21 protein-coding genes are annotated in these 24882 nt (G+C 45.7%); 2 read left to right on the top strand and 19 right to left on the bottom strand.

The genetic code is table 11. The annotated features are described in order from the left end of the window. Positions 1-138: 138 nt before the first annotated feature. Both cysK and GT575_RS13495 read right to left on the bottom strand, forming a co-directional pair. The gene (gene cysK, locus GT575_RS13500; RefSeq protein ID WP_015534025.1) at positions 139-1068 is read right to left on the bottom strand and encodes a cysteine synthase A; all 930 of its coding nucleotides are present in this window, start codon (positions 1066-1068) and stop codon (positions 139-141) included. Between the two features lie 79 nt (positions 1069-1147). Continuing rightward, complete coding sequence (locus GT575_RS13495; RefSeq protein WP_022058096.1) at positions 1148-2458, bottom strand: O-acetylhomoserine aminocarboxypropyltransferase/cysteine synthase family protein; 1311 nt, start codon at positions 2456-2458, stop codon at positions 1148-1150. A 504-nt stretch (positions 2459-2962) separates the two neighbouring features. Here GT575_RS13495 and GT575_RS13490 point away from each other — a divergent pair. Further along, positions 2963-3397 (top strand): RrF2 family transcriptional regulator, encoded by a 435-nt coding sequence (locus tag GT575_RS13490; protein ID WP_015534027.1) that lies wholly within the window; start codon positions 2963-2965, stop codon positions 3395-3397. 338 nt (positions 3398-3735) lie between these two features. On the opposite strand, the gene thrS is transcribed toward GT575_RS13490, so the two are convergent. From thrS to GT575_RS13410, 17 genes are all read right to left on the bottom strand, one after another. Continuing rightward, on the bottom strand, positions 3736-5499 hold the full coding sequence (thrS, locus tag GT575_RS13485) for a threonine--tRNA ligase (protein ID WP_055147116.1): 1764 nt from the start codon (positions 5497-5499) through the stop codon (positions 3736-3738). A 494-nt stretch (positions 5500-5993) separates the two neighbouring features. Continuing rightward, positions 5994-7013: a S66 family peptidase gene (locus GT575_RS13480; protein WP_055147114.1), complete on the bottom strand. Its 1020-nt coding sequence runs from the start codon at positions 7011-7013 to the stop codon at positions 5994-5996. Between the two features lie 90 nt (positions 7014-7103). Then, positions 7104-7412 (bottom strand): AzlD domain-containing protein, encoded by a 309-nt coding sequence (locus GT575_RS13475; protein ID WP_161172219.1) that lies wholly within the window; start codon positions 7410-7412, stop codon positions 7104-7106. Further along, positions 7412-8119 carry an AzlC family ABC transporter permease gene (locus GT575_RS13470; RefSeq protein WP_118649892.1) on the bottom strand — a complete coding sequence of 236 codons (708 nt, stop codon included), beginning with the start codon at positions 8117-8119 and terminating at the stop codon, positions 7412-7414. The genes GT575_RS13475 and GT575_RS13470 overlap by 1 nt, the downstream gene beginning before the upstream one ends. Positions 8120-8151: 32 nt before the next feature. Further along, positions 8152-10272 carry a transglutaminase-like domain-containing protein gene (locus GT575_RS15490; RefSeq protein WP_161172218.1) on the bottom strand — a complete coding sequence of 707 codons (2121 nt, stop codon included), beginning with the start codon at positions 10270-10272 and terminating at the stop codon, positions 8152-8154. Positions 10273-10311: 39 nt separating this feature from the next. Further along, positions 10312-11403, bottom strand: coding sequence for a DUF58 domain-containing protein (locus GT575_RS13460; RefSeq protein ID WP_055224555.1), 1092 nt, complete (start codon positions 11401-11403; stop codon positions 10312-10314). A gap of 36 nt (positions 11404-11439) precedes the next feature. After that, positions 11440-12399, bottom strand: coding sequence for an AAA family ATPase (locus GT575_RS13455; protein WP_015534031.1), 960 nt, complete (start codon positions 12397-12399; stop codon positions 11440-11442). 74 nt (positions 12400-12473) lie between these two features. Then, on the bottom strand, positions 12474-13274 hold the full coding sequence (locus GT575_RS13450) for a tetratricopeptide repeat protein (RefSeq protein ID WP_015534032.1): 801 nt from the start codon (positions 13272-13274) through the stop codon (positions 12474-12476). Positions 13275-13315: 41 nt separating this feature from the next. Continuing rightward, positions 13316-14305, bottom strand: a complete 990-nt coding sequence (locus tag GT575_RS13445) for a 2-hydroxyacid dehydrogenase (protein ID WP_120123916.1) — start codon at positions 14303-14305, stop codon at positions 13316-13318. A 106-nt stretch (positions 14306-14411) separates the two neighbouring features. Continuing rightward, positions 14412-15947 carry a HAMP domain-containing sensor histidine kinase gene (locus tag GT575_RS13440; protein ID WP_161172217.1) on the bottom strand — a complete coding sequence of 512 codons (1536 nt, stop codon included), beginning with the start codon at positions 15945-15947 and terminating at the stop codon, positions 14412-14414. Between the two features lies 1 nt (position 15948). After that, positions 15949-16659, bottom strand: a complete 711-nt coding sequence (locus GT575_RS13435) for a response regulator transcription factor (protein WP_015534035.1) — start codon at positions 16657-16659, stop codon at positions 15949-15951. A 255-nt stretch (positions 16660-16914) separates the two neighbouring features. Beyond that, entirely contained in the window at positions 16915-18414 is a 1500-nt protein-coding gene (locus GT575_RS13430; RefSeq protein ID WP_161172216.1) for a TrkH family potassium uptake protein, read from the bottom strand. 23 nt (positions 18415-18437) lie between these two features. Further along, a complete protein-coding gene (trkA, locus tag GT575_RS13425; protein WP_055147099.1) occupies positions 18438-19841 on the bottom strand; it encodes a Trk system potassium transporter TrkA in 1404 nt (467 codons plus the stop codon). Between the two features lie 94 nt (positions 19842-19935). Continuing rightward, positions 19936-20070, bottom strand: coding sequence for a hypothetical protein (locus GT575_RS15345; RefSeq protein WP_015534037.1), 135 nt, complete (start codon positions 20068-20070; stop codon positions 19936-19938). Between the two features lie 39 nt (positions 20071-20109). Then, entirely contained in the window at positions 20110-20877 is a 768-nt protein-coding gene (locus GT575_RS13420) for a hypothetical protein (protein WP_015534038.1), read from the bottom strand. After that, entirely contained in the window at positions 20861-22366 is a 1506-nt protein-coding gene (locus GT575_RS13415) for an AAA family ATPase (RefSeq protein ID WP_015534039.1), read from the bottom strand. Before GT575_RS13415 ends, GT575_RS13420 begins: the two co-directional genes overlap by 17 nt. A gap of 101 nt (positions 22367-22467) precedes the next feature. Next, on the bottom strand, positions 22468-23346 hold the full coding sequence (locus GT575_RS13410) for an AraC family transcriptional regulator (RefSeq protein ID WP_161172215.1): 879 nt from the start codon (positions 23344-23346) through the stop codon (positions 22468-22470). 195 nt (positions 23347-23541) lie between these two features. On the opposite strand from GT575_RS13410, the gene GT575_RS13405 reads away from it, so the two are divergent. Continuing rightward, the gene (locus tag GT575_RS13405) at positions 23542-24846 is read left to right on the top strand and encodes an MATE family efflux transporter (RefSeq protein ID WP_022216937.1); all 1305 of its coding nucleotides are present in this window, start codon (positions 23542-23544) and stop codon (positions 24844-24846) included. Positions 24847-24882: the final 36 nt, after the last annotated feature.

Here is a 24882-nt window from a genome sequence, read left to right as displayed (position 1 = left end):
TATGATGATTTAGACATAAAAAACCTCCTAAGTAGATTTTGGTTATTTGCCTTGTCTACTTAAGAGGTATCATATCAAAACACGATGTGGTGGCTTTTTCATATAAATTCTATATCACAGCAATTACTATATATCCATTTAGCCGAATAACGGAGTTGAGTAATATCTGTCTCCACTGTCTGGAAGAAGTACTACGATATTCTTGCCTGCATACTCAGGGCGCTCTGCGATCTGCTTTGCTGCAAAGTAAGCTGCACCTGATGAGATTCCTACGAGGATTCCCTCTGCTGATGCGATCTCCTTTGCTGCTACAAATGCGTCATCATTCTCAACGGCGATGATCTCGTCATATACCTTTGTGTTAAGTGTGTCAGGAACAAATCCTGCACCGATTCCCTGTATCTTGTGTGCTCCTGAAACACCCTTTGAGAGGACTGGTGATGTGGCAGGCTCAACGGCGATGACCTTTACATCTGGATTCTTCTCCTTCAGATACTCGCCAACGCCTGTGATAGTTCCACCTGTTCCGATACCGGCTACAAATACATCTACCTTGCCGTCTGTATCCTCCCAGATTTCAGGACCAGTTGTGAGTCTGTGTGCCTTTGGATTGGATGGATTTACGAACTGTCCAGCTACAAAGCTGCCAGGGATCTCCTTTGAAAGCTCATCAGCCTTTGCGATGGCTCCCTTCATTCCCTTTGTTCCGTCTGTGAGAACTATCTCAGCACCGTATGCCTTGATGATGTTACGTCTCTCAACGCTCATGGTCTCAGGCATAACGATGATCGCCTTGTAACCCTTGGCTGTTGCTATGGATGCAAGACCGATACCTGTGTTACCTGATGTAGGCTCGATGATAGTTGCACCCGGCTTGAGTGTTCCATCCTTCTCCGCATCCTCGATCATCTGGAATGCGATCCTGTCCTTAACACTTCCTGCTGGGTTAAAGTACTCCAGCTTCGCAAGGATATTTGCCTTGAGATCGTTCTTCTTCTCTATGTTTGAAAGCTCCAGAAGTGGAGTCTTACCTATAAGTTCTGCTGCGCTCTTATATATATTACTCATATTATTTTACCATTGCCTTTCCTGATATTTATTATGTCCACTATTTGTAGTCTTCTCTTATATTCATTATTTATATCGATTACTCCTGGATTGCCTTGAATGCCTCGTCAAGATCCTCGATGATATCGTCTATGTTCTCAGTACCGATTGAAAGTCTGATCGTGTTCTGCTTGATTCCCTGATCGATAAGCTCCGCCTCGTTCAGTTCTGAGTGAGTTGTTGATGCCGGGTGGATAGCCAGTGACTTTACATCAGCGACATTTGCAAGAAGTGAGAATATCTCCAGATTGTCAATGAACTTCTTGGCTGTCTCTGCGTCACCCTTGATCTCAAATGTGAAGATTGAACCACCACCGTTAGGGAAGTACTTCTTGTACAGTCTCTGCTGCTCAGGATCTGTTGAAACCGAAGGATGGTTTACCTTCTCAACAAGTGGATGATTGTTCAGGTACTCAACTACCTTGAGTGCATTTGATACATGTCTCTCAACACGGAGTGACAGTGTCTCAAGTCCCTGAAGGAATATCCATGAGTGTATTGGTGAGATCGTAGCACCTGTGTCACGGAGGAGGATAGCTCTGATCCTTGTGACAAATGCTGCAGGACCTGCTGCGTCTACAAAGCTTACACCGTGGTAGCTCTCATTTGGCTCAGTGAGCTGTGGGAACTTGCCTGATGCCTTCCAGTCGAAGTTACCGCTGTCGATGATGACACCACCGATAGTTGTTCCGTGTCCACCAATGAACTTTGTCGCTGAGTGAACTACGATGTCCGCACCGTACTCGATAGGTCTTACAAGGTATGGTGTTGCAAATGTGCTGTCGATAACAAGCGGAATCTTGTGTGCGTGAGCGATCTTTGCTATTGTCTCGATATCTGAAACCTCTGAGTTAGGATTTCCAAGGACCTCAATGTAGAGGGCCTTTGTGTTCTCCTGGATAGCATCCTCAAATGCCTGTGGATCAAGTGGATCAACGAATGTTGTATCTACATTGTAATCCTTGAGTGTATGTGCAAGGAGATTGTATGTTCCGCCGTAGATATTCTTTGCTGCTACGATGTGGTCTCCTGCAAGTGCAAGGTTCTGAATTGTATATGTAACTGCTGCTGCGCCTGAGCCAACTGCCAGTGCTGCAACGCCACCCTCGAGGGCCGCGATTCTTCTCTCAAATACATCCTCTGTTGGATTTGTAAGTCTTCCGTAGATGTTGCCGGCATCCTTGAGTGCGAATCTGTCAGCTGCATGCTGTGAGTTGTGGAATACGAATGATGATGTCTGGTAGATTGGTACCGCTCTTGCATCCGTAACCGGGTCTGCTGTCTCCTGTCCTACGTGTAACTGTAATGTCTCAAACTTTAAATTTCTCTCTGCTCTTGTCTTCTTTGCCATGATCTTATTCTCCTTAAATTCAAATAGTTTATCTGTCATGCGCACCTGCCCATTCATCTTGTCATGTATATGAGCTCATGTGGCATTATACTCTTCTTTATTATCTTCTGTCTATTATGTATGATCTGTTATTTATATCTGTGTCATGATTATTTGTTCTGTGTTCGCTTTAACAGCAGCAACACATGACTTCTATGAAACACATTCGTCTGTCTTCGTTAAGGTACTGTGGTTTAAATGTACTTTCCAGCATATCAACACCTCTTTCTCGATTTTCGTCTTTGAAATTTGACTTGATCGCATCATTTCTGTGATTATTTTTACTTTTCACATAATTCCTACTCGGAAACTATGAATTAAGCATAGCTGTATATTACAGCCTAATTCCCACTTTGTCAATAGGTTTTTTATGAATTATCTTGATTGTTTTTTTTCAGATGTTATAATAGACGTGTAAATGATGTGAAATCATCAGTAAATACAGGCATTTGGGAGGTTTATATTATGAAAGTATCCACAAAAGGGCGTTACGCTCTGCGTTTTCTTATAAATATAGCATCGAGGACAGACGGCAAGCCAGTGAGCATCAAGGATGTTGCCGCACAGGAGGAAATATCCGAGAAATATCTTGAGCAGATCACTTCTGTGCTGAACTCCGGCGGGCTGGTGAAGAGCACCAGAGGTCCACAGGGAGGTTATCTTCTCCGAAAAGCCCCTGAAGACATAACAGTTGGAATGGTTTTAAGGCTCACTGAGGGCGGCATATCTCCTGTTGCGTGCCTTGATGCAGATGAATTCCAGTGCGAACGCGAGGCAAGATGCTCCACCATAGGTCTCTGGCGCAGACTGGACAAAGCGATCCGGGACGTGGTAGACACCACCACCATCGCTGACCTTGTGGCAGAAAGACCTGAGGCGGCAGATAACTATTGCATTTAAATCATATTTGCCCTATCAAAGCATAAAAGCATGTATATATGATTTCCAGCAGGGCAGCTGGGATTCATATATACATGCTTTTGTTATATTTTTATATTTTTGACTTCAAAATCCGTACAACTTTCTCAACATACGGCTTTACACCATTCCCAGGGAACACATCTTCCGGCATCTCAAATCCGTGTTCCTCACGGTACATATAATACCTGTTATCTATGTATTCACCATATTTTTCACAGAGATCATATACCTCCCTCAAATTATGCATTTATTTACAAAAAATAATACCCTGTCCTTGCGGACAGGGTAAGTGAACCTGTGGTGTAAAATTTTCGCTCTTACTTGTGAGCCATTGTCTTGATCTCTGTGTCGATCTTCTGTACGAACTCGTCAAGTGGAAGAACTGTTGTGTCAGCCTCACCGTGAAGTCTGTATGATACTGTTCCGTTCTCAGCCTCATTGAATCCGATTACGAGAAGGTATGGAACCTTCTGAACCTGACCCTCACGCATACGATAACCAAGCTTCTCTGCTCTGTCGTCGAGCTCTACACGAACGTCGATGGCATCAAGGGCATCAACAACCTTATGAGCATAAGCCATGAGATCCTCGTTGTCTGTCTTGACAGGCATAACTCTTACCTGTACAGGTGCAAGCCATGTTGGAAGATTGCCCTTTGTCTCCTCAAGGATGTAAGCCATGAATCTGTCGAGAGATCCAAGGATAGCTCTGTGGAGAACTACAGGTGTCTTCTTCTCGCCGTCCTTGTCGATATACTTCAGATCGAACTTGGCTGGCAGACAGAAGTCGAGCTGACATGTCGAGAGCGTATACTCATTTCCTACGGCCGGCTTAACATTTACATCAAGCTTTGGTCCGTAGAATGCAGCCTCACCGATCTCCTCTGTGTAATCGATTCCTATATCATCAAGAACTTTTCTGAGTGCATTCTCTGCTTTGTTCCACATCTCATCGTCATCGTGATACTTTACCTTGTCCTCTGGGTCACGGAGTGACAGTACGCATCTGTAATCTGTGATTCCGAAATCCTTGTATGTGTCAAATATGAGCTTAACAACTCCTGCAAACTCTTCCTCGATCTGGTCTGGTGTCACAAATATATGTGAATCGTTCTGACAGAAGTGTCTTCCTCTCTCAATACCCTTGAGTGTACCACTTGCCTCAAATCTGAAGTCGTGTGCGATCTCAGCGATCCTGATAGGAAGATCCTTATATGAGTGCATCTTGTTTGCATATATCATCATGTGGTGCGGGCAGTTCATTGGACGAAGTACAAATGACTCTCCCTCCATCTCCATTGCCGGGAACATGTTGTCCTTGTAGTGATCCCAGTGACCTGATGTCTTGTAGAGGTTTACTGTACCTACACAAGGTGTCATAACGTGGAGGTAGCCAAGCTTTCTCTCCTTGCGCTTGATGTAGTTCTCAAGCTCCTGCCACACTGTATATCCCTTTGGAAGGAACATTGGAAGTCCACGTCCTACAAGGTCATCGACCATGAAGAGCTGCATGTCCTTGCCGATCTTTCTATGGTCTCTCTCCTTTGCCTCCTCAAGTAACTGAAGATGCTCCTCAAGCTCCTCCTTTGTAGGGAAGCACACACCGTATATTCTCTGGAGAACCTTGTTCTTGCTGTCGCCCTTCCAGTAAGCTCCTGAATGTCTGATGAGCTTGAAGTTACGGCAAAGCTTTACATTGTCTACGTGAGGTCCACGGCAGAGGTCTGTGAAATCACCCTGCTCATAGCATGTGATCGTTCCATCCTCAAGTCCATTTATAAGATCGAGCTTGTACTCGTCATCCTTGAACATCTCAAGAGCTTCTTCCTTGGATATCTCCTTGCGGATGATCTTCTTGCCGCTCTTGGCAATCTTCTTCATCTCTTTCTCGATGGCTGCGAGATCTTCCTCGCCTCTGATAACGTCATCGCCGAGATCTACATCATAGTAGAATCCTTCTGCAACTACCGGTCCTACCCAGAACTTTGCCTGTGGGTACAAATGCTTGATAGCCTGTGCCATAAGATGTGCACAGGAATGATTCAGTGTCTTAAGCTGTTCGTCTTCTTTGAAATTAACCATGTCAGTTCTCCTTCTTACTTCTTATAAAGTGAAAATACGTTGCAGACGCAGCAGACATCAATATATTCTGCCCGGCGTCTGGTTATACATGAGCTTTCTGTAACAACTAAAAAAGCACCCTTAGATATAATCTATCTAAGGGTGCGTATGCACGTTTCCACCTTAACTTTTAACTCAATTATGCCTTTAACGCAGCTACGCGGTGACGCTTATATCGCGCACGGCTCGGGAGTGGTCTTCATGTGATATATCATAAGCTGCTCCCACCATATGTTCTGGCTCACGTCTGATTCATATCTGAGTCCGATTCACATATGCAGCTCTCTCTGGATGCATCCACCACACTACTCTTTCCGTCTATGCCTTTGTCTTATCTGCCACCTAGTGTAGCACGATATATTTTTTTTCACAATAGTATTTTTTATTTTTTTGTCTTTATTTTTTTCAACCATTTCAGCCTTTTTCAGCCAATCAAACAGCCAACAGACTTCTCTCTACCTCATCTCCATGGAAAGACTCATATCCTGGCCGTCCACCACAAGAGTTCCCATGCTGCCGCATACCACAGGCATCATCGGTGACAGATGTCCGAGATCCACATCCATCACGACAGGCACATTGTATTTTCCTATGATCCCCAGCACAGCCTGATACTGGTCAAGGCCCATCATCTCCTGTCCGAACTGCAGCGGTCTGCCGATCATAAAGCCCTTACAGTATCTGAACCATCCGCCGTTGTCCATCTGCCACATGGCTCGTCTTATGGACATGACGTTCAGATCACAGGACTCGAGGAACCAGATAAATCCATCATCCTTATATCTCTCAAGGAATTCGCCAACATGGTCAAACTTTGTTCCTATAAGGTTCACCAGACAGTCCATGCAGCCGCCTATCATTCGCCCGCTCACCTGGAACTTCTCAGGATAGCCCTTTATCACTCTTGGCTCTGTGATGTTGTATGGCAAGAATGGATGTTCCTCATCCCTGAGGGATTCCTTCTCCCATCCGTCATATCCGGCAAATGACAGTTTCTGTCCCTGAAGGACCGCCATAGCATCCGCAACTGATCGGTGCCACGGCTCTTGTCCAAATGCCGCCGCACACGGACCATATATGGACGCCGTATCGCACAATGTCGTGAGCAGGAATGTGAGATTTGTGTTGTCCGAATATCCCATAAACCACTTCGGATCTGCTGCCCTCAGTCTGTCAAAATCAACATAGTTAAGTATCTCGCACATGAGCTCTCCGCCGCCGCAGGATATGAGTGCATCGTTCTTCTCCGATGTGTAATAGTCATTTATCTCCTGACCGCACAGCTCCGGCTTGTTGCTGATTCCTATGCCCTCACCGGTATAACAATTTGGTCCGATCTGTATACCAAAACCCATATTCCTGAAGTTCTCCTGCGCTCTGCCAAATGCAGTCTTATACGGCTCTGTATCACAGCCAAATGATGGCGCAACGAAACCTATCGCATCGCCCTTTTTTATAAATTTCGGAAATCTCATATATCATACACAGGTATTTCCTGCTTACCTCCTTCTTATCGTTTTATCATATTCAGCCATCCGGTCCAAATCCCCAGACATCATAGATTTCTACATCAGTTTTAATATCCACTCAACCACGAACACCGTCACACACGCCGCAGCAGCCACAACTATAAGCCCCTTCTGCTTGATTCCCAGTATGAGTGCTGCCACAAATCCGCACACAGCGCTTACGATACTCTCCGTACTGTATAAAATGGACGGAAGTGTCAGCGCCGTGAGACATGAATACGGCACATAATATAGAAATGAATTGACAAATCTGTTCTCTATCTTCTTGCGGAACGCCACCAGCGGCACCATTCTTATGAGGTAGGTGACGACCGCCATGGTTATTATATATATGTATATATTCATCACTGCACCTCCTTTTTCTCAGCAGTTCCCACTGGGAAGAATATAGCCCCTATCACAGAGGCTGCCACCGTGCTTATGATTATGGCAATTCCAGTCGATATAAACTTGAATATCGGAACGTAATACAACACGCATGATATGGCAGCAGCCACAAGCGCAACTATGGCAACCGGTCTCGATTTCTTAGCGACCGGCATGACTATGGCAACGAACATTCCGTAGAGTGCCAAGCTTAATGCGCTGCTGATGGACTTCGGAAGGATCCCGGATGCCACCGCACCGAACAGCGTTCCGCCCGTCCAGCCGACTATCGGAAGGAGCTGAAGTCCTATCATATACCCAAATGTCAATTCCTTCACATGGCCCATCGCCACCGCAAATATCTCGTCAGTATTTGCAAATGCTATTACGAGTCTCTCCTTGATTCCAACTGCCTCCCCAAGCTTCTGTGAAAGTGACAGGCTCATGAGAGAATATCTCAGATTGATTATGAACTGGGTGAGTATCATCTCAACCAGCGTTCCCCCTGCAAGGATAATCTTGAGTCCTGCAAACTGTCCCGCACTGGTTACATTTGTCAGGCTTATGATGACCGCCTGAAAACTTGTGAGTCCGCCCTTTACCGCCAGCAGACCAAAACTAAAACTTACTGCGAAATACCCCAGTGCTATCGGTATTCCATCCTTTAACCCTTTTCTAAATTCCATCTTAAATACTACTTCTTTCGTGACAAATTATGTTATCTCTTCCTTCTGCGTCCTCCGCAGTCGTAACACTTTACATACTTCCACACAAACCTGTCCTTGAACCCAAGGCCAAGATATGTGTATGCCCTTACCTTTGTATACAGCTTTCTGGCAGCCGCGATCTGCCTGTCATCCGGCTCAACGCGTCCGTATACAGCAGCCTGAACCCATTTTATAAACTCTGTGAACTCATCGCCCTTTATAAAGCTGCACGACTCCGTGACAGTGTCGGCATACTCCGTGTCGTTCTCACTGACGTTCTCTATGGCACCAGAAAACACCATCATATCATACATCGCCGTGGACATCTCGTATATAGCTGATATCCTGTTTCTTCCCACAAGCCTGCGTCTCCTGCGCGCAACTATCGTCCTTCTTCTGAAGATGACTGCGCCCCACAATATCAGTATCACGGCAAGCACAACAACGACTGTTCTGAACACTCTGTTCTGTACAAGCTCCGACAGACCATCCCCGGCATCCCCTGGTGATCCCGACTGCGCATCTCCACTGCCATCATTCGGGACATCGACCTGATTGCCATTTTCTCCTGTGCCATTTGAAGAATCACCATCCGTCTCCGTAGTGACTTCTGTATTCTCTGACATCTGGGTTGTCGAATCAGTTGTCGCCTCCGTTGTTACATCCGGACTTGAAGTCTCCTCAGAAGTCTCCGGCTCCTCTGTATCATCCGATGAATTGTCCGCAGTATTATCACCGCTGTAATCCGGTTCCTTCGGTATCCCCAAAGTATCCGCCCTGTCTCCAAGCGGTGTGGCATCCACGATCACCCAGTCACCGTCATCCTCACTGTACGCTTCAATCCACGCATGACTGTATTTATCCAGAACCACCGCACGGTATGTTCCATCCGACTGCTTTATCCACGCAGACGACGGCACCACATAACCTGTATTATACACGGTGGAGATTCCCAGTATCCTGAAGCCCACCGCCGCCGCAGAAGCAAAGTGAACACAATATCCCTCATGAACGTCATACATCGCACTGTTGACTGGATCCTCACCCTCGGTAAATTTCTTTGGTGCTGTGGTATATGACATATGCTGTCTTATATATGTCACCAATTTGTCCATGACCGCATTGGAAAACTTCTTATCTGGCGCATATCCCTGTATCTCTGATTCGTATCTTGCAAATGTATCCTTATCATAATACACCATGACCTCATCATCAGGGCTGTGTCCATCCGCCCTTCCGTGCCACGACCCATTCTCATATGTAACATAGCTTCTCGACTTGACGTAGAGATTTCCCTGAGGCTTATCCTCCCTGATTATCTCATCCACAACTTCATCACCGGGATTGACCTCAGAATCATCCACCTTATAGTAACCTGAATATCCTTTGTTACTTTCCCCCGACAGAAAATATTCCATGTTGTCCACCATGTCGAGCAGTTTCCCTTGTTCCTTCACACCTCTGTCGTATACGCTGTCATATACAAGAAGGGTGACAACAAGGCACGCAGCAAATACCGTCACAGGAACTGCAATGTTCCACACCACCGACAGCGGCTGTCCCATTCTCATGAGAACATATCTCGCCACGATAAGTGACAATACAGTAAGCACTACTCCGGGTGCACTCACAGGTACACTGAGTGTTGCGCCAGCAAGCATAAACAAAAATGCAAGTCCGATAGCTATCATCAGACTGTTACACCTGTATATCATATAAGTGGCAAAGAACATTGACACCGCCACTATAAAAAGCACAAATTCCGTCACAGCACTCACGCTGACATAGTCAAGATCTATGAGTCCTGTCTTTATCCCATAAACCTTTTTCAGATCATATGCTATGCTGTATACCATGCCCTTTCCTCCGGCATAGAGCAGCTTTCTTCTGGCAAGCCCCCAACCCAGCAACACAGTAACCGGAACCACAATATCCAGTATCCTCTGTTCTTTTCTCAAAATGTACCACAGAGAATAAACCAGTGCTATCACCAGACTTCCTATGATATACGCACCCACAAGATTGGTGGAGTCCATATATTTATTTATATCCGAGCTGCATGCGATATCGCCCACAAGGTATGTCATACCAAGCGACAACGCCCATACAGCCAGTCCCAAAACAACTCTCACTTCCACACCTCTGTAATTCTATGATGATGCCTGGAGAATCTACACCGTGATATAGGATTTTGCAAGATCCTCCTTTATGGTTTCAAATCCCACCTGAAAACTTTCATCTCCACACTCTATATTGCCATTCATGTCTATGTCGATGAAGCTTGTGAAATCCTCACCTCTGTATCTCTCTCTGTACATTCCTATCACATCGTAGCTGTCATTTGTCCTGGCATCCACATACGACAACCTTGCAGCGGCATCGTACACATCCTCCTCACGGACTATGCGGTATCTCGTTATGGACATCTCCTCCGGATCATACCACGCTATAAAGTGAGGGACTTTAACATCTATCAGTGAAAAGCTCACCGATACCATGGATTCCAGCGCAACAGACATTGCCTGTCCATAGTGACGGCAGTTTCTTCCATCGAGATCCATACAGATGATGACCGGACACGACAATGCCTTTGATGTATCCCTGACCATTATCTCATCCTGTCTGGCCGACAACTTCCAGTGGATACGGGTCATCCTGTCTCCAGGTCTGTACTCTCTCACCTGATACACCTCGGTCGAGTCATCGCTTCTCACATCCGAATAATATACATCACTGTCCGTCACAAAATCTCTTGTGTTCTTCGTGACCTCCACCGGAACGAGATAGCACTGAGGCAATACGTAAATGTACGCCGTTCCACCAACCTTTTTCCTGATTGAGAAAATATGGAAAGCATCATATATCCTGACGCCCGATGCCTTTATCTCGTATCTTCCGCTGACATCCAGCTTCATCTTTCCCACGCACTTTCCATACCTGTCATCTATCTGTTCAAATGTACTCTTCTTCTTTTTCTTCATACCCGGAGCAAGAACACTGAACACCGCTGCCACATGGGGTACCTGACCACCGGTGACAGATACCGCAAGTTCCGGACAAAATGTACTGTTCTTCTCAACCACAGGTATATTCATCTGCATCTTAACACTGGTTCTTATGTATCGCACGATCAGCCCGGCTATAAGACTCAGCATGACAGCAGTCATGATCACCGCTGCGAAAAAGTATGATTTTTCTTTATTGATTATTCCTATATATACACATGCCCCTATCAGGACAATATACAATATTCCTCGTCTCATACGACATCCTACCACTACACGCTTCCAAATCTCATGCTACTTTTTCGCCGAACTTCTTCGTCTAACCGACGGTTTGTACACCCTCTCCATTATGTCCTTGAGCACAGCCTCCTGTGTTATGTGGTTCACCCTTGCCTTGGCACTTAAGACTATCCTGTGTCTTATGACGTCCGTCCACACCATCTGCACATCCTCAGGTATGACAAAATCTCTCCCACTTATATATGCCCAGCTCTTCGCCATCTTGGTGAGGGCTATCGTTCCTCTTGGACTCACTCCTAGCTCAAGGCTTGGATTCTCTCTGGTTCCAACAACAAGCTGGCCTATATAAGAATACACGTCATCGCTGACCTTGACATGCTTTACTTCCTCCCTGATAAGCCGCAGCTCAGACGCACCTATTACAGGCTGTACATCCTGAAAGCCATCAGCGGAGGTTCTTCCTTTAACTATATCCAGCTCGCTCTCTATGGATGGATATCCCAGCTTAAGGCACACCATAAATCTGTCGAGCTGGGAATCAGGAAGAAGCTGTGTTCCGGCACTGCCGATAGGGTTCTCCGTGGCAATTACTATAAATGGATCCGGAACCTGATATGTCACTCCATCCACAGTCACATGTCCCTCCTCCATAACCTCGAGAAGTGCCGACTGTGTCTTTGGAGATGTTCTGTTTATCTCATCTGCGAGGAACAGATTGCACATAACAGCACCCGGTCTGTACACAAACTGATTTGTCGCCTTATCGTACATCGTAAATCCCGTTATATCTCCCGGAAGGACATCCGGTGTAAACTGGACTCTCTTGTTCTGGAGCCCCATTGCATTTGCAAATGCAAGAGCCATCGTCGTCTTGCCGACTCCCGGTACATCGTCCATGAGAATGTTACCGCCTGCGATTATCGCCGCCATTATCTTGGCAATACACACGTCCTTGCCTATGACGACCTTCTTCACCTCATCTATAACGTCCATTACCTTGTCATTATAATTCATCTCGTTCTCCCATCCTTCAGATTATCTGTCTACATACGCAACAGGGAGGAAGCTCTTCCACTTCCTCCCTGTTATCATTGCTGCTGAAGCTTCGCCTTTACCGTCTCTATATTATTCATTATAACTCTGTATGTATCATTGTCCCCATAGACACTGTAGAGTTCTTCTGCCGCAAGCTGATAAAATTTGAGTGCCTGCTGGTAGTCCTCCTGTCTGTACCACACCTCTGCAACAGCAGACAGCGCAGCACTGTAGTGATATCCTCTGACACCCTTGAGCTGATATCTGCGCACCGCCTCCGTCAGCTTGTCCTGAGCTTCCTTGAGCCGACCTGCCCTGAGAAGGCTCTCGCCAAGATTGGCATATGTGGCAACAATCTCCGTACCGGCATTCTCATGTCTTTCTATGATGCTGAGCGCGTGCTCCAGTGCATCAACAGCCTTGTCGTAATCGCCAAGCTCCTGATAAATGAGCGCCACGTTGTTATAATAACCCGCCAGCAATATATCATATGGACCGAGCTGCTCCGAATATATGTCATACACCTTCCTGCAATAGGACAGGGCTTCCAACAGGTTACCTGCAGCCCTGTTCTCATTTGCAATATTCATGAGAGCGGTTCCATATGGAACTGTATCTTCAATCCCCATCTTATGAGCGAGCCTCATGACCTGCCTGCAAAAATACAGTGCCTTGTCGTGTTCTCCCGTGGTGCGGTGAAAACCGATAAGCTCATTGTATATCGCAAGCATGGAATCAGTATCCTTTTCATATTCAGCATCGCTGAGTGCCTGGGTAAGGTATCTCTCCACCTCCGGCAGTCTGTTCTCTGCGAACAGCTTATCAAGCCCGCTAAAAACCTCATTTATATTCATATAGTCAACCTCAATTTCTCTCACAATATCCTGTCATCACATCATAACACAATATTCGATTCATTTACAGACCCATTAAGGAAATCCATGGCATTGTCCAGAGTGGTCCTGCTTATCGCCTCCAGTGCCTCCTCTGTAAGGAATCCCTGATGAGACGTCACTATCACATTTGGAAATGACAACAGTCTCGCAGTGATCGAGGACTCCAGTATGTCATCCTCCCTGTTCTCAAATACATTTGGAGTCTCCTCCTCGTATACATCCAGCCCGATTCCGAAGAATTTTCTGCTTCTGATCCCAGCTATGAGATCGTCGGTCTTGATGAGTGCACCTCTGGAGGTATTCACCAGGATCACGTGATCCTTCATCATACCAATGGTCTCTTCATTTATCATATGGTAGGTCTCGTCGGTCAGCGGACAGTGAAGCGATATAAGATCAGATCCCGCCAGAAGCTCAGGGAGCTCCACATATCTGACAAAATCAAGGTCCGGATTCTTATACATATCGTAAGCGATCACATCCATTCCAAATCCATGACATATCCTCGCCATGGCAGCCCCGATCTTACCGGTTCCGACGATACCGGCTGTCTTGCCGTAGAAGTTCATGCCTGTAAGTCCGACCAGACTGAAGTTGTTCTCCCTCACCTTTATATAGCTCTTGTGCAGTCTCCTGTTCACCGCCATGGCAAGTGCCATCGCATGCTCCGCCACAGCCTCAGGCGAATAGCCCGGAACCCTCATCACAGTTATACCGCATTTTTTTGCCGCATCCATATCCACGTTGTTGAAGCCCGCGCATCTCATCAGTATAAGCTTCACGCCCGCATCACTCAGCGCATTCACAACGGGTGCACTCACATCCGAGCTGACAAATGCACATATGGCGTCATACCCCTTTGCAAGTCTTGCGGTCTTCACCGACAGATCTGTGTCTACATAATCTATGGTCAGCTTGTCGTACTGATCTTTCATCGCATCGAACGACTCCATGTCATAACGCTTTGTATCATAAAATAATATATTCATATCTGTTCCTCCTGTTTTTTCCTCTATCGGTATAATGTGTAGCATTGCTTTTTTCTATGTACAAAAACGGAGATTCTCTGAACTGTGTACAGAGGATCTCCGTTTATTATTTGCGTGACAGTATAGCTGTAAGTCCCTGAGTCGGAACATGTGAGTCATCGTTATCCAACATGTTAGGCAGTATGAGTGTCGCCTCATACACCTTGCCCTTTCTGCAGGTCGTAAATGATCCATTCATCTCCTCCGCCATCTTCTGACATGTCAAAGTACCTATATGTGTGCTCTCAGCCTTGCTGCTTTCCGGATTTATATAATTTCTGAAATAAATTCTTACCTTTCTCCGATCTATATATACCCTTATATCTATGCTTTTTGATTTGTCCGAATACTTTCTGATGTTGGTAAATACATTGTCGGTTATCCTCTTCATACCCTGAAGATCAACGTAAATTTCGGCTTCCTTGTCCGAGATATCAATGTCGAACTGATATCCATTCTCGCCCAGGAGCACAACATACTCTCCAAGCATCTGGTCAAGGAACGGCCCCGCCGGGAACATCTCCATGTTGAGATCATCACCGCCCTTTGAATATACATAGAAGTATCTGAACATCTTGTCCGACATCGTCCTGAGCTGCTCCGCCTTCTCAGCACTTATCCTTATGTATTCGTCAAGCTCCTCCTGGGATGAATACTCCTTGTTCTGCATGAGCTCCAGATATCCCGCCATGACTGTGAGCGGAGTTCTTATATCATGGGCCATGGCTGTGACCAGATCACTGTTCGCCTGCCATGCCTCACGCTCCCTGCTGAGCTGCTCAATAATGGTCTGCCTCATGGTGTCTACATTCTCCGCCAGCATACAGATCTCATCCTGACCGTGTATTGTTATCGGCCCATTGATATCCACATCCTTGATATCCATGACCTCATTTGTGAGGCGTCTCATTCTGCCTATCTCTCTTCCGAAATAGACTATTATCACACCGATGAACAGGATACAGCATATGACAAATATCGCTATCTCTCCGACATCCTTGATCGTATCATCCGAATAGTCAACTATGCAGACATTAAACACTCCATCCTTGAATAGCACAGGATAGAAATCGTAGTCAAATTCATTGAGGTCTCCTCGCAGCATGCTGGAATTGCCGTAGTAAGCTCCCTCATCCGCGGTCACCGCATCGGATTTCTTCTGGGATTCGCTGCTCGAGGATGCCTTCCTCTTGATCTTTCTGATATTTCCATAGTTGTCCTGTAACAGAATGATTATCTCACCAGTCTCCGAATTCGTTATGACATATTTGTATGCGCCCTTCTTCTCTATCATCCAGTCAGAGTCGAATACTATATCATTGTTGTTATAAATCAGTATGTACACATTGTCGTGCTGCTCCTGCCATGCCCTGAGTGCCTGCGTATCCGTAGCCTTTATGGAATGGCTGGTCACATATGAAGCAAAGCTCTGGATCTGTCTGGCGGATCTCTTCTGTGTATTCGTGTCACTCATGTATACATTTTTCATGTAGCTGTTCAGTGCAAATGTTCCTGCAAAAAAAGCCGATATGGACAATATTAGCCCAAGCAGTATGATCACAAACAGCTTTACCCTGAGTGTCCGCTTAAATGGCATCTTCATATCAGTCTACCTGATATCCCTTTCCATATATGGTCCTAATGATCTCAGGCTGCGCTGAGTTGTCCTCTATCTTCTGTCTGAGTCTGAGTATGTGTACCATGACCGTATTGGAAGATGAAGGAAGATACTTCTCCTGCCATATATTCTCGTAGAGTGCCTCGAGTGACCATGGCTTTCCTCTGTGCTCCACCAGGAAGAACAGAAGTGCATACTCCTTGTCGGTGAGCTTGATGACCTCACCGTTCTTGATCACAATCCTCTTAAATGAGTCAATATTTATATTGCCGACTGAGATATTCTTTGGATCGGTCTCTGATTTTCCGCGGTACACCTTGTATCTTCTGATAAGAGCATTCACCTTGCGGTTAAACTCGCTCTGGGTGAATGGCTTTGCCAGGAAATCATCGCCACCCACATCGTATGCCTCGTTCTGATCCGGCTCCTTCGTCTTCGCCGTCAAGAAGAGGACTGGGATAGATGAAAACTCTCTGATCTGCTGGCATGCCTCAGTACCTGAAAGCTTTGGCATCATTATGTCCATAACTATGAGATCGATGTCCTTGTCCGCACGCACGGTCTCGACAGCCTCAACTCCATCGGCAGCCTCCACAACATCGTATCCAAGTCTCTTGAGATATATATTGAGCAACGTTCTGATGTCCTGCTCGTCGTCCACTATAAGTACTTTTACAGATTCTTTTTCGTTCTCCATATCGCATTACTCCTTATCCACACCAAATGTATGTACATTATAACAAATACTCATATCTTTATTCCATTCTAAACTTCTTTGTAAGGAAATTTAAGTCATAAAAAAACGGGAACCCTCACTATGTGAGAAGTCCCCGCCTTTTCTTTATAAAATGATTGGAAGAGCTATAGTTAGATGTGTCTAACTGTTTCTGAGTATATCCAAATTGCCAGCATATGTCAATAACCTGCCCGCCATTTGTAATGATAACATTTATCAGTTCGCTCTTCTCTCCTGTCTTCTTCGCTTTATGCCTCTCCATGCCCCCATGATCATGTCCCTGTACACGCCAGGATTGAATATGAGCAGCAATGGGAAGAGCTCCAGTCGTCCCGCAAGCATGTCAAACATCAGAATATACTTGGTAAATCCCGTCAGCCCGCCAAAGTTTCTGGTAGGTCCTACCTCGGAAAGACCCGGTCCTATATTGTTGAGACACGATGCCACCGCAGTGAAGTTGGTCACCAGATCCCTGCCCTCAAGGGACACAAGAAATACAGACAGGGTAAATATTCCCATCAGCGTGATGAAGTATACATTTACCGCCCTGACTACCTCGTGCTCCACCGGTTTGCCATCCATGTTTATCTTCTTGATATTCTTCGGATGGAAATACGAACTCAGCTCCTTGACAACGGTCTTGAACATTATCACGAGTCTCGACACCTTCATACCGCCACCGGTGCTTCCCGCACAAGCTCCGACAAACATCAGGATGACCAGCACCGTCTTACAGGTCTGTGACCACTGGTCAAAATCCGCCGATGCGTAACCCGTCGTGGTGATGATCGATGCCACCTGGAAGGCCGCATGTCGCAGGGCATCCCACATATTTGACATGGTGTTCATCAGACTTACAAACAGTATCGCCACCGATGTCAGGATGATGAGGAAATATGTCCTGACCTCCTCCATGGAAAGTGCCTTTCGGATGTTCCTGAACAGCACAAAATAATAAAAGTTGAAATTCACACCAAACAATATCATGAACACAGTTACAACCCACTGTATATATGGTGAGAAGCTTCCAAAGCTGTCGTTCTTTATTCCAAAACCGCCTGTTCCGGCTGTTCCAAATGCCGTACACAGAGCATCGAACAATGACATATGTCCAAACATAAGGAAAATGACCTCCAGAACCGTCATTCCGAAGTAGATAACATACAATATCCTGGCAGTGTGCTTGAGTCTTGGAACAAGCTTTCCAACGGATGGCCCCGGGCTCTCCGCCTTCATCAGGTTCATATTTGAACCGGACGCACTGTTCATCGGAATGATGGCAAGCAGGAACACCAGAACTCCCATACCGCCTATCCAGTGGGTAAAGCATCTCCACAGCATCATGCCGTGTGACATACTCTCCACATCGCTCAGTATGCTGGCTCCCGTTGTGGTGAATCCCGATATGGTCTCAAACAGTGCATTTGTAAATGAAGGGATCTCCCCTGAAATGACAAATGGCATGCAGCCAAATATACTGAGCAGTATCCAACTGAATGCCGTGGCTACACATCCCTCTTTGAGATATATGGTCTGATTTGCCGGTTTTCTAAGTGTCATAAGCGTTCCTATCACAAGACATGATATTATGACTATAAGGAACGCAAATATTTCATGTTCCTGATATATGAGAGATGTCAGGCATGGAATGATCATGAGCAGACCCTCAAGTCTTATGATCTGGCCAAGTATAAATACTATCATGGAATTATTCATAATCTTCTCCTAATCAAACTGCCTTAAGCAAGTATATCTCTTATATCCGTAAATCCTGTCTCAGTGGTGACTATCATGGCCGTATCTCCAACCTGTATAGAATCCTGACCTGTTGGAAGCAGGATCGAACCGTTTCGATTTATAAATGCTATGAGGAGGTTCTTCTTGAGATTGAGATCCTTCAGCGGTATATCCGTCACCTCCGACTTCTCATCCACACGGAACTCTATCGCCTCAGCTCTTGAGTCAAACATGTGGTAGAGTGTCTCTATGCTGTTACTGTTGGAATTTTTCTTCGCACGGACATATGCGACTATGGACTCCGCAGTTATACTGCATGGATATACAACACTTCCCAGATCAAGGCTGTTTATGACCTCTCTGAAATTGCTCCTGTTTATCTTGGTTATCGTCTTGGCATTTGAATGTTTGCGGGCGTGGAGAGTCAAAAGTATATTCTCCTCGTCGATTCCTGTCAGGGACACAAATGATTCAGTCTCCGCAAGGCCCTCCTCGTTCAAAGTCTCCTGATCCGTTCCATCACCATTTATGATTATCGCCCTCGGCAGAAGGACTGAAAGCTCCTCACAGCGCTTCTTGTTCTCCTCTATGATCTTGACGGATATTCCCATGTTCACGAGCTGTCCAGCCAAATAATATGCGACATTTCCTCCACCGATTATCATGGTGTTTTTGACTCTCGCAGTCTTGAAGCCTATGTGCTCCATGAATTTTCTGGACATAGGCCGTGTTCCCACACATGACATAATGTCACCGGCCTTGAGGACAAAATCACCGGAAGGGATATAGAACTCCCCGGCTCTCTCAACTGCCGCTATAAGTATATTTATCGGCTTCTGTTTATTTGCAAGATCCTTGCCGAGATCAGCTATGCTCTTGTTGTCCAGCACGTTCTTCTCCGGGATCTTTATCCTGGTCATCTCCGCCTGTCCGTGTGCAAATGAATTTATCTCAAGAGCCGTTGGCAGATACAGTACCCTCGACACCTCGATTGCGGTCTCAAGCTCAGGGTTTATGATCATGGTAAGTCCAAGCTTCTCCCTGAGATAGCTTGCCTCCTTGCTGTAATCCGGGTCTCTGAGTCTCGCTATGGTCGCGCAGTCTCCGACCTGCTTGGCTATGGTACAGCACAGGATGTTGAGCTCATCCGACGACGTGACTGCAGCTATCAAATCTGCGTTCTGTATTCCCGCTTCAAGCTGCACGCTGTGATTTGCTCCGTTTCCAACTATTCCCATAACATCATACTGATTTGCGTATGTTGCGACCTTCTGGGGATCCTTGTCTATGATAGTTATATCATGCCCCTCATTTGCAAGCTGCTTGAGTATGGCCACGCCAACCTTTCCACAGCCCACTATTATGATCTTCAATCCCGTCTTCTTGCTTGATCTGCTACCAAACACGGATTTATCCTCCTTGATTACCTTCAATTAGCTAAGCCAAGTATAGCATGCTAAATATAAAAATCAACACCTGCCACTTTTCTTTACTGAAACCTTACACGAACAGTCTTATTATGCAACACACCAGCACAAATATGACAAATGCTATGCCGACTATCATATTTGTTCTCTTGCTGAAACCTTTGGTGGGTTTTCTGTAGATTCCGTCATCTTCTTTGTTCTTCTTCATAGCCTTTTCTGTCTCCTGTTTTATTGTTATGAGTTTATTTTATATGTGATTTTCCGCAATAGCCTTAAGCCTCTTTATGAGCAGATTCACATTTGTGTGCCTCTTCAAAGAATTTTCCCCACTCTTTATGAAATCCCATGACTCCCCATAAGTCATATCTGTAGTCACAGTCTCATTCTCCTCAAAAAAACGCTCCAGCGATCCCGACGTCTCATGCTTCATCGAGAACTCCGCCGCCCTCCGCACCTTGCCGTGCTCATCTGAATTTGCATCCCGATACAGGAAATGATCCAGGTTGCTCGAAAAATAGTATACGGAGTATTTTATCTTTTTACTTCCTATCTTTATTGATGACAGCGAAGTGAGCACATCCAGATTCGCACTCTTGCAGAGATTGCGCTCCTTCACGTGATCCGGATTTGCCGTCACAATGATATCCGGGTAGTATACCGGCTTGTCTTCATTTCCCCCATCAGTCACGACCAGATTGTCATCTATGTACGCCCCATCCATATCCACAAAATGAATTATCTCCACTATGTCCTTCGGATACAGGCCCGTCCTCTTTAGCAGAGGACTGACCATTATCTCATCTATAAACCGCTCTATGTTGTCAGGATGTATGCCATTCTTTGAGGTTATATCACCGCCAAAGCTTCCGTCATCCTGCATGAGCATGGCAAATTCCAGAACAATATCAGGATCTATATCCTCAAGAAGCTGTCCAAATGGCACCTCAAGAGCATTCCGGTCCGACACTCCCTCGACAAGGAACAGGAAGATCTTCTTCTTAGGTCGTTTCCCCATGATCCATACCTGCCTTTCTGAATGCCGATACAATCTTGAACCTCTTCGTATTCCTGTACAGCTCCTCGTCCTGTTCTCCAACCACGATCTCCCTGAAATAAGTATTTCTGAGATTGTTGCTGCTTCCGATTCCCTTCATACGGATATACCTATTTCTCGGATTTGTCGTGGTGAAATATATATAATCCTTGCTTATGACCTCCAGCGGTCTGAGGTTATGCGATGTAAATATAAACTGCCCCTTGCCAGACTCTTGGAACGTCTGCAGCACCTCTCCCAGAAGATACTCAAACACACCGGCATCCAGCTCGTCTATGGCTATCGTGCACGACTGCTCATTGTACGCATCTATTATCAGACTGAGCACCGACACGATCTTGCGGATACCGTCGGACTCGTACCTGAATGGCATGTGCACTCTTCCGTCAGGCGCAGCCTCCTGATTGTGGAACACACTCATGTCCGTCTCATTTCTGCTGGACACTATCTCCACCACATGTCCCATACTGCCATCCTTCATGAGGGCAGGCGACAGCTCGTGAAGATCAACATTAAGTCCCGGAACTATCTGGCTGAGGACTATGTTTATATTCTCAAACTGGCTCTTTATCTCGCTGAAGACTATCTCCGGCATGATGTTCGGCACATCCGTCTTCAGAAGGAATTTACCGCTCTGTGTGTATAGCGGAAGTCCGTAGTTGAGTCTTATATATCCTGTTGATTTCGTGTCTACCACATGAAGATAGAGCTGACTGTAGTACGCCAGCTCCAGTATAACCTGATAAAACTCAGAGTATAACCCGCACTCATCGCACACCTTTGCAGTTCCGAGCGAGAAGATAAACGACGCCGACTTTTCCTGCGCCAGTCTTCTCACCACATTCAGCTCATCCACGAACTTTCTGTCATTTGTTATGAAATATTTCTGCTTCGATACAGGCCCGAACGGCATGTCGTCAGTGCATGTGTCAATCACAGGCTGAAGTATCATCTTCCTGCCCTCAAAATCACCTGACATACTCAGTTTCTCACCCGATATGCGGACTCTGTAGCTCGGCTGGCCACTGTTCTGATCCTCTCCTCCGTACTGTCTGAATCCGTTATTTGTCTCATTCTCCACGGCGGACATGAGGAATTCGTACACAACCTTTCGGATGCGTCCGTCCTCGTACTGAAGGTCAAATGTAAACTCCAGTCTGGCCATCTCCTGACCCTTTGCCACACATTCTGCATACACCGCCGGAACCTCAGCTCCAATCATCAGAAGCTTCAGTATGGCAAGCGCCTCTATAAAACTCGTCTTACCCGAGCCGTTCTGTCCATAAAGTCCCAATATATCTGATTCTGTTCCATACGGAACAAACTTCTTTCCACAGGCAAATACTATCTCTCCATGCTCCACACTCTTGAAGTTGTCAAGCACCGCTTTCTGCAGTCTTATCGTGGGAAGCCTATCCCAGTGGTCTTCTCTAAATTGTCTGATTCTCATTCACGGTCTCCTCAGATGCTCTTAATATAACGTCATAAAACTGTATTACCATTATATTGTTATCTCCAATTTCCGTCAACAGCCATCAAGTTTTTCGAATTTTATATTCTGTTTTTTTGATCTTTCACAGCTTTACCATTTCTATATCTTAACGGTGGTTCTCCCACCGCCGCAGAAAATTTCCTGATAAAATAACTTACATTTGGGTAACCTGATTTCATGGCAATCTCGGTAACCGACAGATCTGTGGACTCGAGAAGATGCCTTGCATACTTAAGTCTAACATAGTTCACATACTGTGTGAGCGTCATGTGAAATCTCTCACTGAAGAATCTTGACATGTACTTTTCCGACAGATGAAAATGTTCAGAAAGCTCAGCAAGACTTATGTGCTCATGATAATTATCCTGTATATATATAAGTATCTCCTTTTCCAGTCCACCTGACGCTCTCCCTGTCTTCGCTTCAAGCTGATCGTATTCCACTAAAAGATCTACAACCTGCAACAGTCTGATTCTCACCTGTATCTGTCTGTGTGTTCCAAATTTCCCATTTTCCTCTGACAACTCATCAAGAATAGGTATAAGTTTTTCAAGCAGATTCCGATTCGTCACTTCAGGTCTGAATTCCCGTGTGTGATTCCTAAGAGGAAAAAATATCTCATCCTCCAATTCATCCTTGGTCTGAAATGATATGAATTCCATCGGAAACAGAAATGTAAAATAATCCACCGGTGTTTCCGGGGCGGCCATCATATGCAGCACTCCCGGACTTACTATATATACAGCTCCGTCATCCCCTATAAATTTCTGTCCATCAATCTCAACCATAAGTGGACCTTTCCTTACATATATTATCTCCACCTCATCATGCCAATGAACCGGGATCTGGAATGCATGTGACCAGTATCTCATATGATACTCACAAAATGGATATTCTCTTGTCCCGTGTGGATGATTTTCCTTTAATTCTGCGTACATTGTTATCCCCTGATATTGATTTATTATATATTGCGTTGCCTTTTATATCATGCAACTTCGTCATATTAACTCATATGTAGAATATGTGCAACTTTTAATTGAAATAGTACAAGATTCATGCGGTATCAATGCGATATTATACAATTTAGTTATAACTCATGATTTTATACCCATCACCAAAGGAGTACTGATTATATGAAGAAATTATCCGCACTTTTTATACCTATATGTTTTGAAACACTATTCTATATGCTGTCTGGCATGGTTGACACACTTATGCTCTCATCAGTGGGCGACTATGCCGTGGGTGCTGTCGGAACCGCCAACAGTTATATCGGAATGTTCATCATCATGTTCTCCATCATATCATCCGGCATGATGACGGTCATGACTCAGAATATCGGCGCAGGCAGACCTGGGATTGCTTATCAGGCACGCCAGCTTGGTCTTATATTCAACTCAGTCATAGGTATGGGAATGTCTATATTCCTGTTCATTTTCTCCGAAAATATTCTTGATCTGATAGGAATAGCCGGGAACCTCAGGGAACCTGCCATGAGCTATCTTGAGATCGTTGGCGGAGGGTGCTTCCTGAACGCGCTGATTCCAATATTTGCAAGCTACCTCAGGGCATTTGGACATACAAAGCAGCCTCTCATCGCTACCATAATCGGCAACCTTGTAAACTTCGCCTTAAATGCAGTATTTCTCTTTGCGCTGCATAAAGGGGTGCAGGGTGTCGCTACAGCGACAGTCATATCCAAGGTTATCAACCTTGCAATTGTTATCTTTTTCTCCTGCACCCTTGTAAAAGCAGGGAAAAATCCCGAAAGGCTTTCTAACAGAACTGTCCTTTCACAGATCATCAGAGTCGGACTGCCATCTGCATTCGAATCCGTTCTGTACAATGTCGCCATGATGCTGGTGGTCAAGTTTCTGAACCAGATGGATACTGACGGAATAAATGTCACGGCACGATCCTACGCAGTCCAGATAAGCAACTTCTCCTACTGCGTCGGCTCAGCGCTCGCCCAGGCAAATGCCATCATGACCGGATGGCATATCGGTTCCGGCGATATAGATGCATGTAAAAGAGATACCAAAAAGGCCGCCATCATCGGTGTGATCGTGGCGACCTGTCTTGAAACTTTATTTGCAGTCACAGCCCCATGGGCCATGAAACTGTTCACCGACAACCCGGACATGGTACATATTGTCACAAGGCTTCTTGCAATTGACATCATCCTCGAGGTTGGCAGAGTTACAAACCTTGTCTACGGCCAGGCCTTAAAGACCAGCGGAGATGCGGTATTCCCAGCTGTCATAGCAGCTGTCTTTATGTACGTGTGTGCTGTCGGCGGTACATGGATGTTCGGCCTGCACCTTGGGTTCCTTGCAACCGGCGCCTACATAGGCCTTACCTGTGACGAATGTGTGCGCGCAGTTGGTATGGTCCTGCGCTGGCGAAGCGGAAAGTGGACAGAGAAGAAACTGGTGTGATAATATACTAATACCAAACGTATTCCAGAATGTATC

It is taken from the genome of Coprococcus sp. BIOML-A2 (genome assembly GCF_009875795.1).
Classification (GTDB): domain Bacteria; phylum Bacillota; class Clostridia; order Lachnospirales; family Lachnospiraceae; genus Coprococcus; species Coprococcus aceti.
The sequence above is the reverse complement of the archived record's forward strand: the minus strand, read 5'-3'. Positions and strand labels throughout refer to the sequence as shown.

What these genes read in the sequence shown, in the direction of transcription:
- cysK (WP_015534025.1), bottom strand. Translation starts at nt 1,068, where the DNA reads ATGAGTAATATATATAAGAGCGCAGCAGAACTTATAGGTAAGACTCCA.
- GT575_RS13495 (WP_022058096.1), bottom strand. Translation starts at nt 2,458, where the DNA reads ATGGCAAAGAAGACAAGAGCAGAGAGAAATTTAAAGTTTGAGACATTA.
- GT575_RS13490 (WP_015534027.1), top strand. Translation starts at nt 2,963, where the DNA reads ATGAAAGTATCCACAAAAGGGCGTTACGCTCTGCGTTTTCTTATAAAT.
- thrS (WP_055147116.1), bottom strand. Translation starts at nt 5,499, where the DNA reads ATGGTTAATTTCAAAGAAGACGAACAGCTTAAGACACTGAATCATTCC.
- GT575_RS13480 (WP_055147114.1), bottom strand. Translation starts at nt 7,013, where the DNA reads ATGAGATTTCCGAAATTTATAAAAAAGGGCGATGCGATAGGTTTCGTT.
- GT575_RS13475 (WP_161172219.1), bottom strand. Translation starts at nt 7,412, where the DNA reads ATGAATATATACATATATATAATAACCATGGCGGTCGTCACCTACCTC.
- GT575_RS13470 (WP_118649892.1), bottom strand. Translation starts at nt 8,119, where the DNA reads ATGGAATTTAGAAAAGGGTTAAAGGATGGAATACCGATAGCACTGGGG.
- GT575_RS13460 (WP_055224555.1), bottom strand. Translation starts at nt 11,403, where the DNA reads ATGAGACGAGGAATATTGTATATTGTCCTGATAGGGGCATGTGTATAT.
- GT575_RS13455 (WP_015534031.1), bottom strand. Translation starts at nt 12,399, where the DNA reads ATGAATTATAATGACAAGGTAATGGACGTTATAGATGAGGTGAAGAAG.
- GT575_RS13450 (WP_015534032.1), bottom strand. Translation starts at nt 13,274, where the DNA reads ATGAATATAAATGAGGTTTTTAGCGGGCTTGATAAGCTGTTCGCAGAG.
- GT575_RS13445 (WP_120123916.1), bottom strand. Translation starts at nt 14,305, where the DNA reads ATGAATATATTATTTTATGATACAAAGCGTTATGACATGGAGTCGTTC.
- GT575_RS13440 (WP_161172217.1), bottom strand. Translation starts at nt 15,947, where the DNA reads ATGAAGATGCCATTTAAGCGGACACTCAGGGTAAAGCTGTTTGTGATC.
- GT575_RS13435 (WP_015534035.1), bottom strand. Translation starts at nt 16,659, where the DNA reads ATGGAGAACGAAAAAGAATCTGTAAAAGTACTTATAGTGGACGACGAG.
- GT575_RS13430 (WP_161172216.1), bottom strand. Translation starts at nt 18,414, where the DNA reads ATGAATAATTCCATGATAGTATTTATACTTGGCCAGATCATAAGACTT.
- GT575_RS15345 (WP_015534037.1), bottom strand. Translation starts at nt 20,070, where the DNA reads ATGAAGAAGAACAAAGAAGATGACGGAATCTACAGAAAACCCACCAAA.
- GT575_RS13420 (WP_015534038.1), bottom strand. Translation starts at nt 20,877, where the DNA reads ATGGGGAAACGACCTAAGAAGAAGATCTTCCTGTTCCTTGTCGAGGGA.
- GT575_RS13415 (WP_015534039.1), bottom strand. Translation starts at nt 22,366, where the DNA reads ATGAGAATCAGACAATTTAGAGAAGACCACTGGGATAGGCTTCCCACG.
- GT575_RS13410 (WP_161172215.1), bottom strand. Translation starts at nt 23,346, where the DNA reads ATGTACGCAGAATTAAAGGAAAATCATCCACACGGGACAAGAGAATAT.
- GT575_RS13405 (WP_022216937.1), top strand. Translation starts at nt 23,542, where the DNA reads ATGAAGAAATTATCCGCACTTTTTATACCTATATGTTTTGAAACACTA.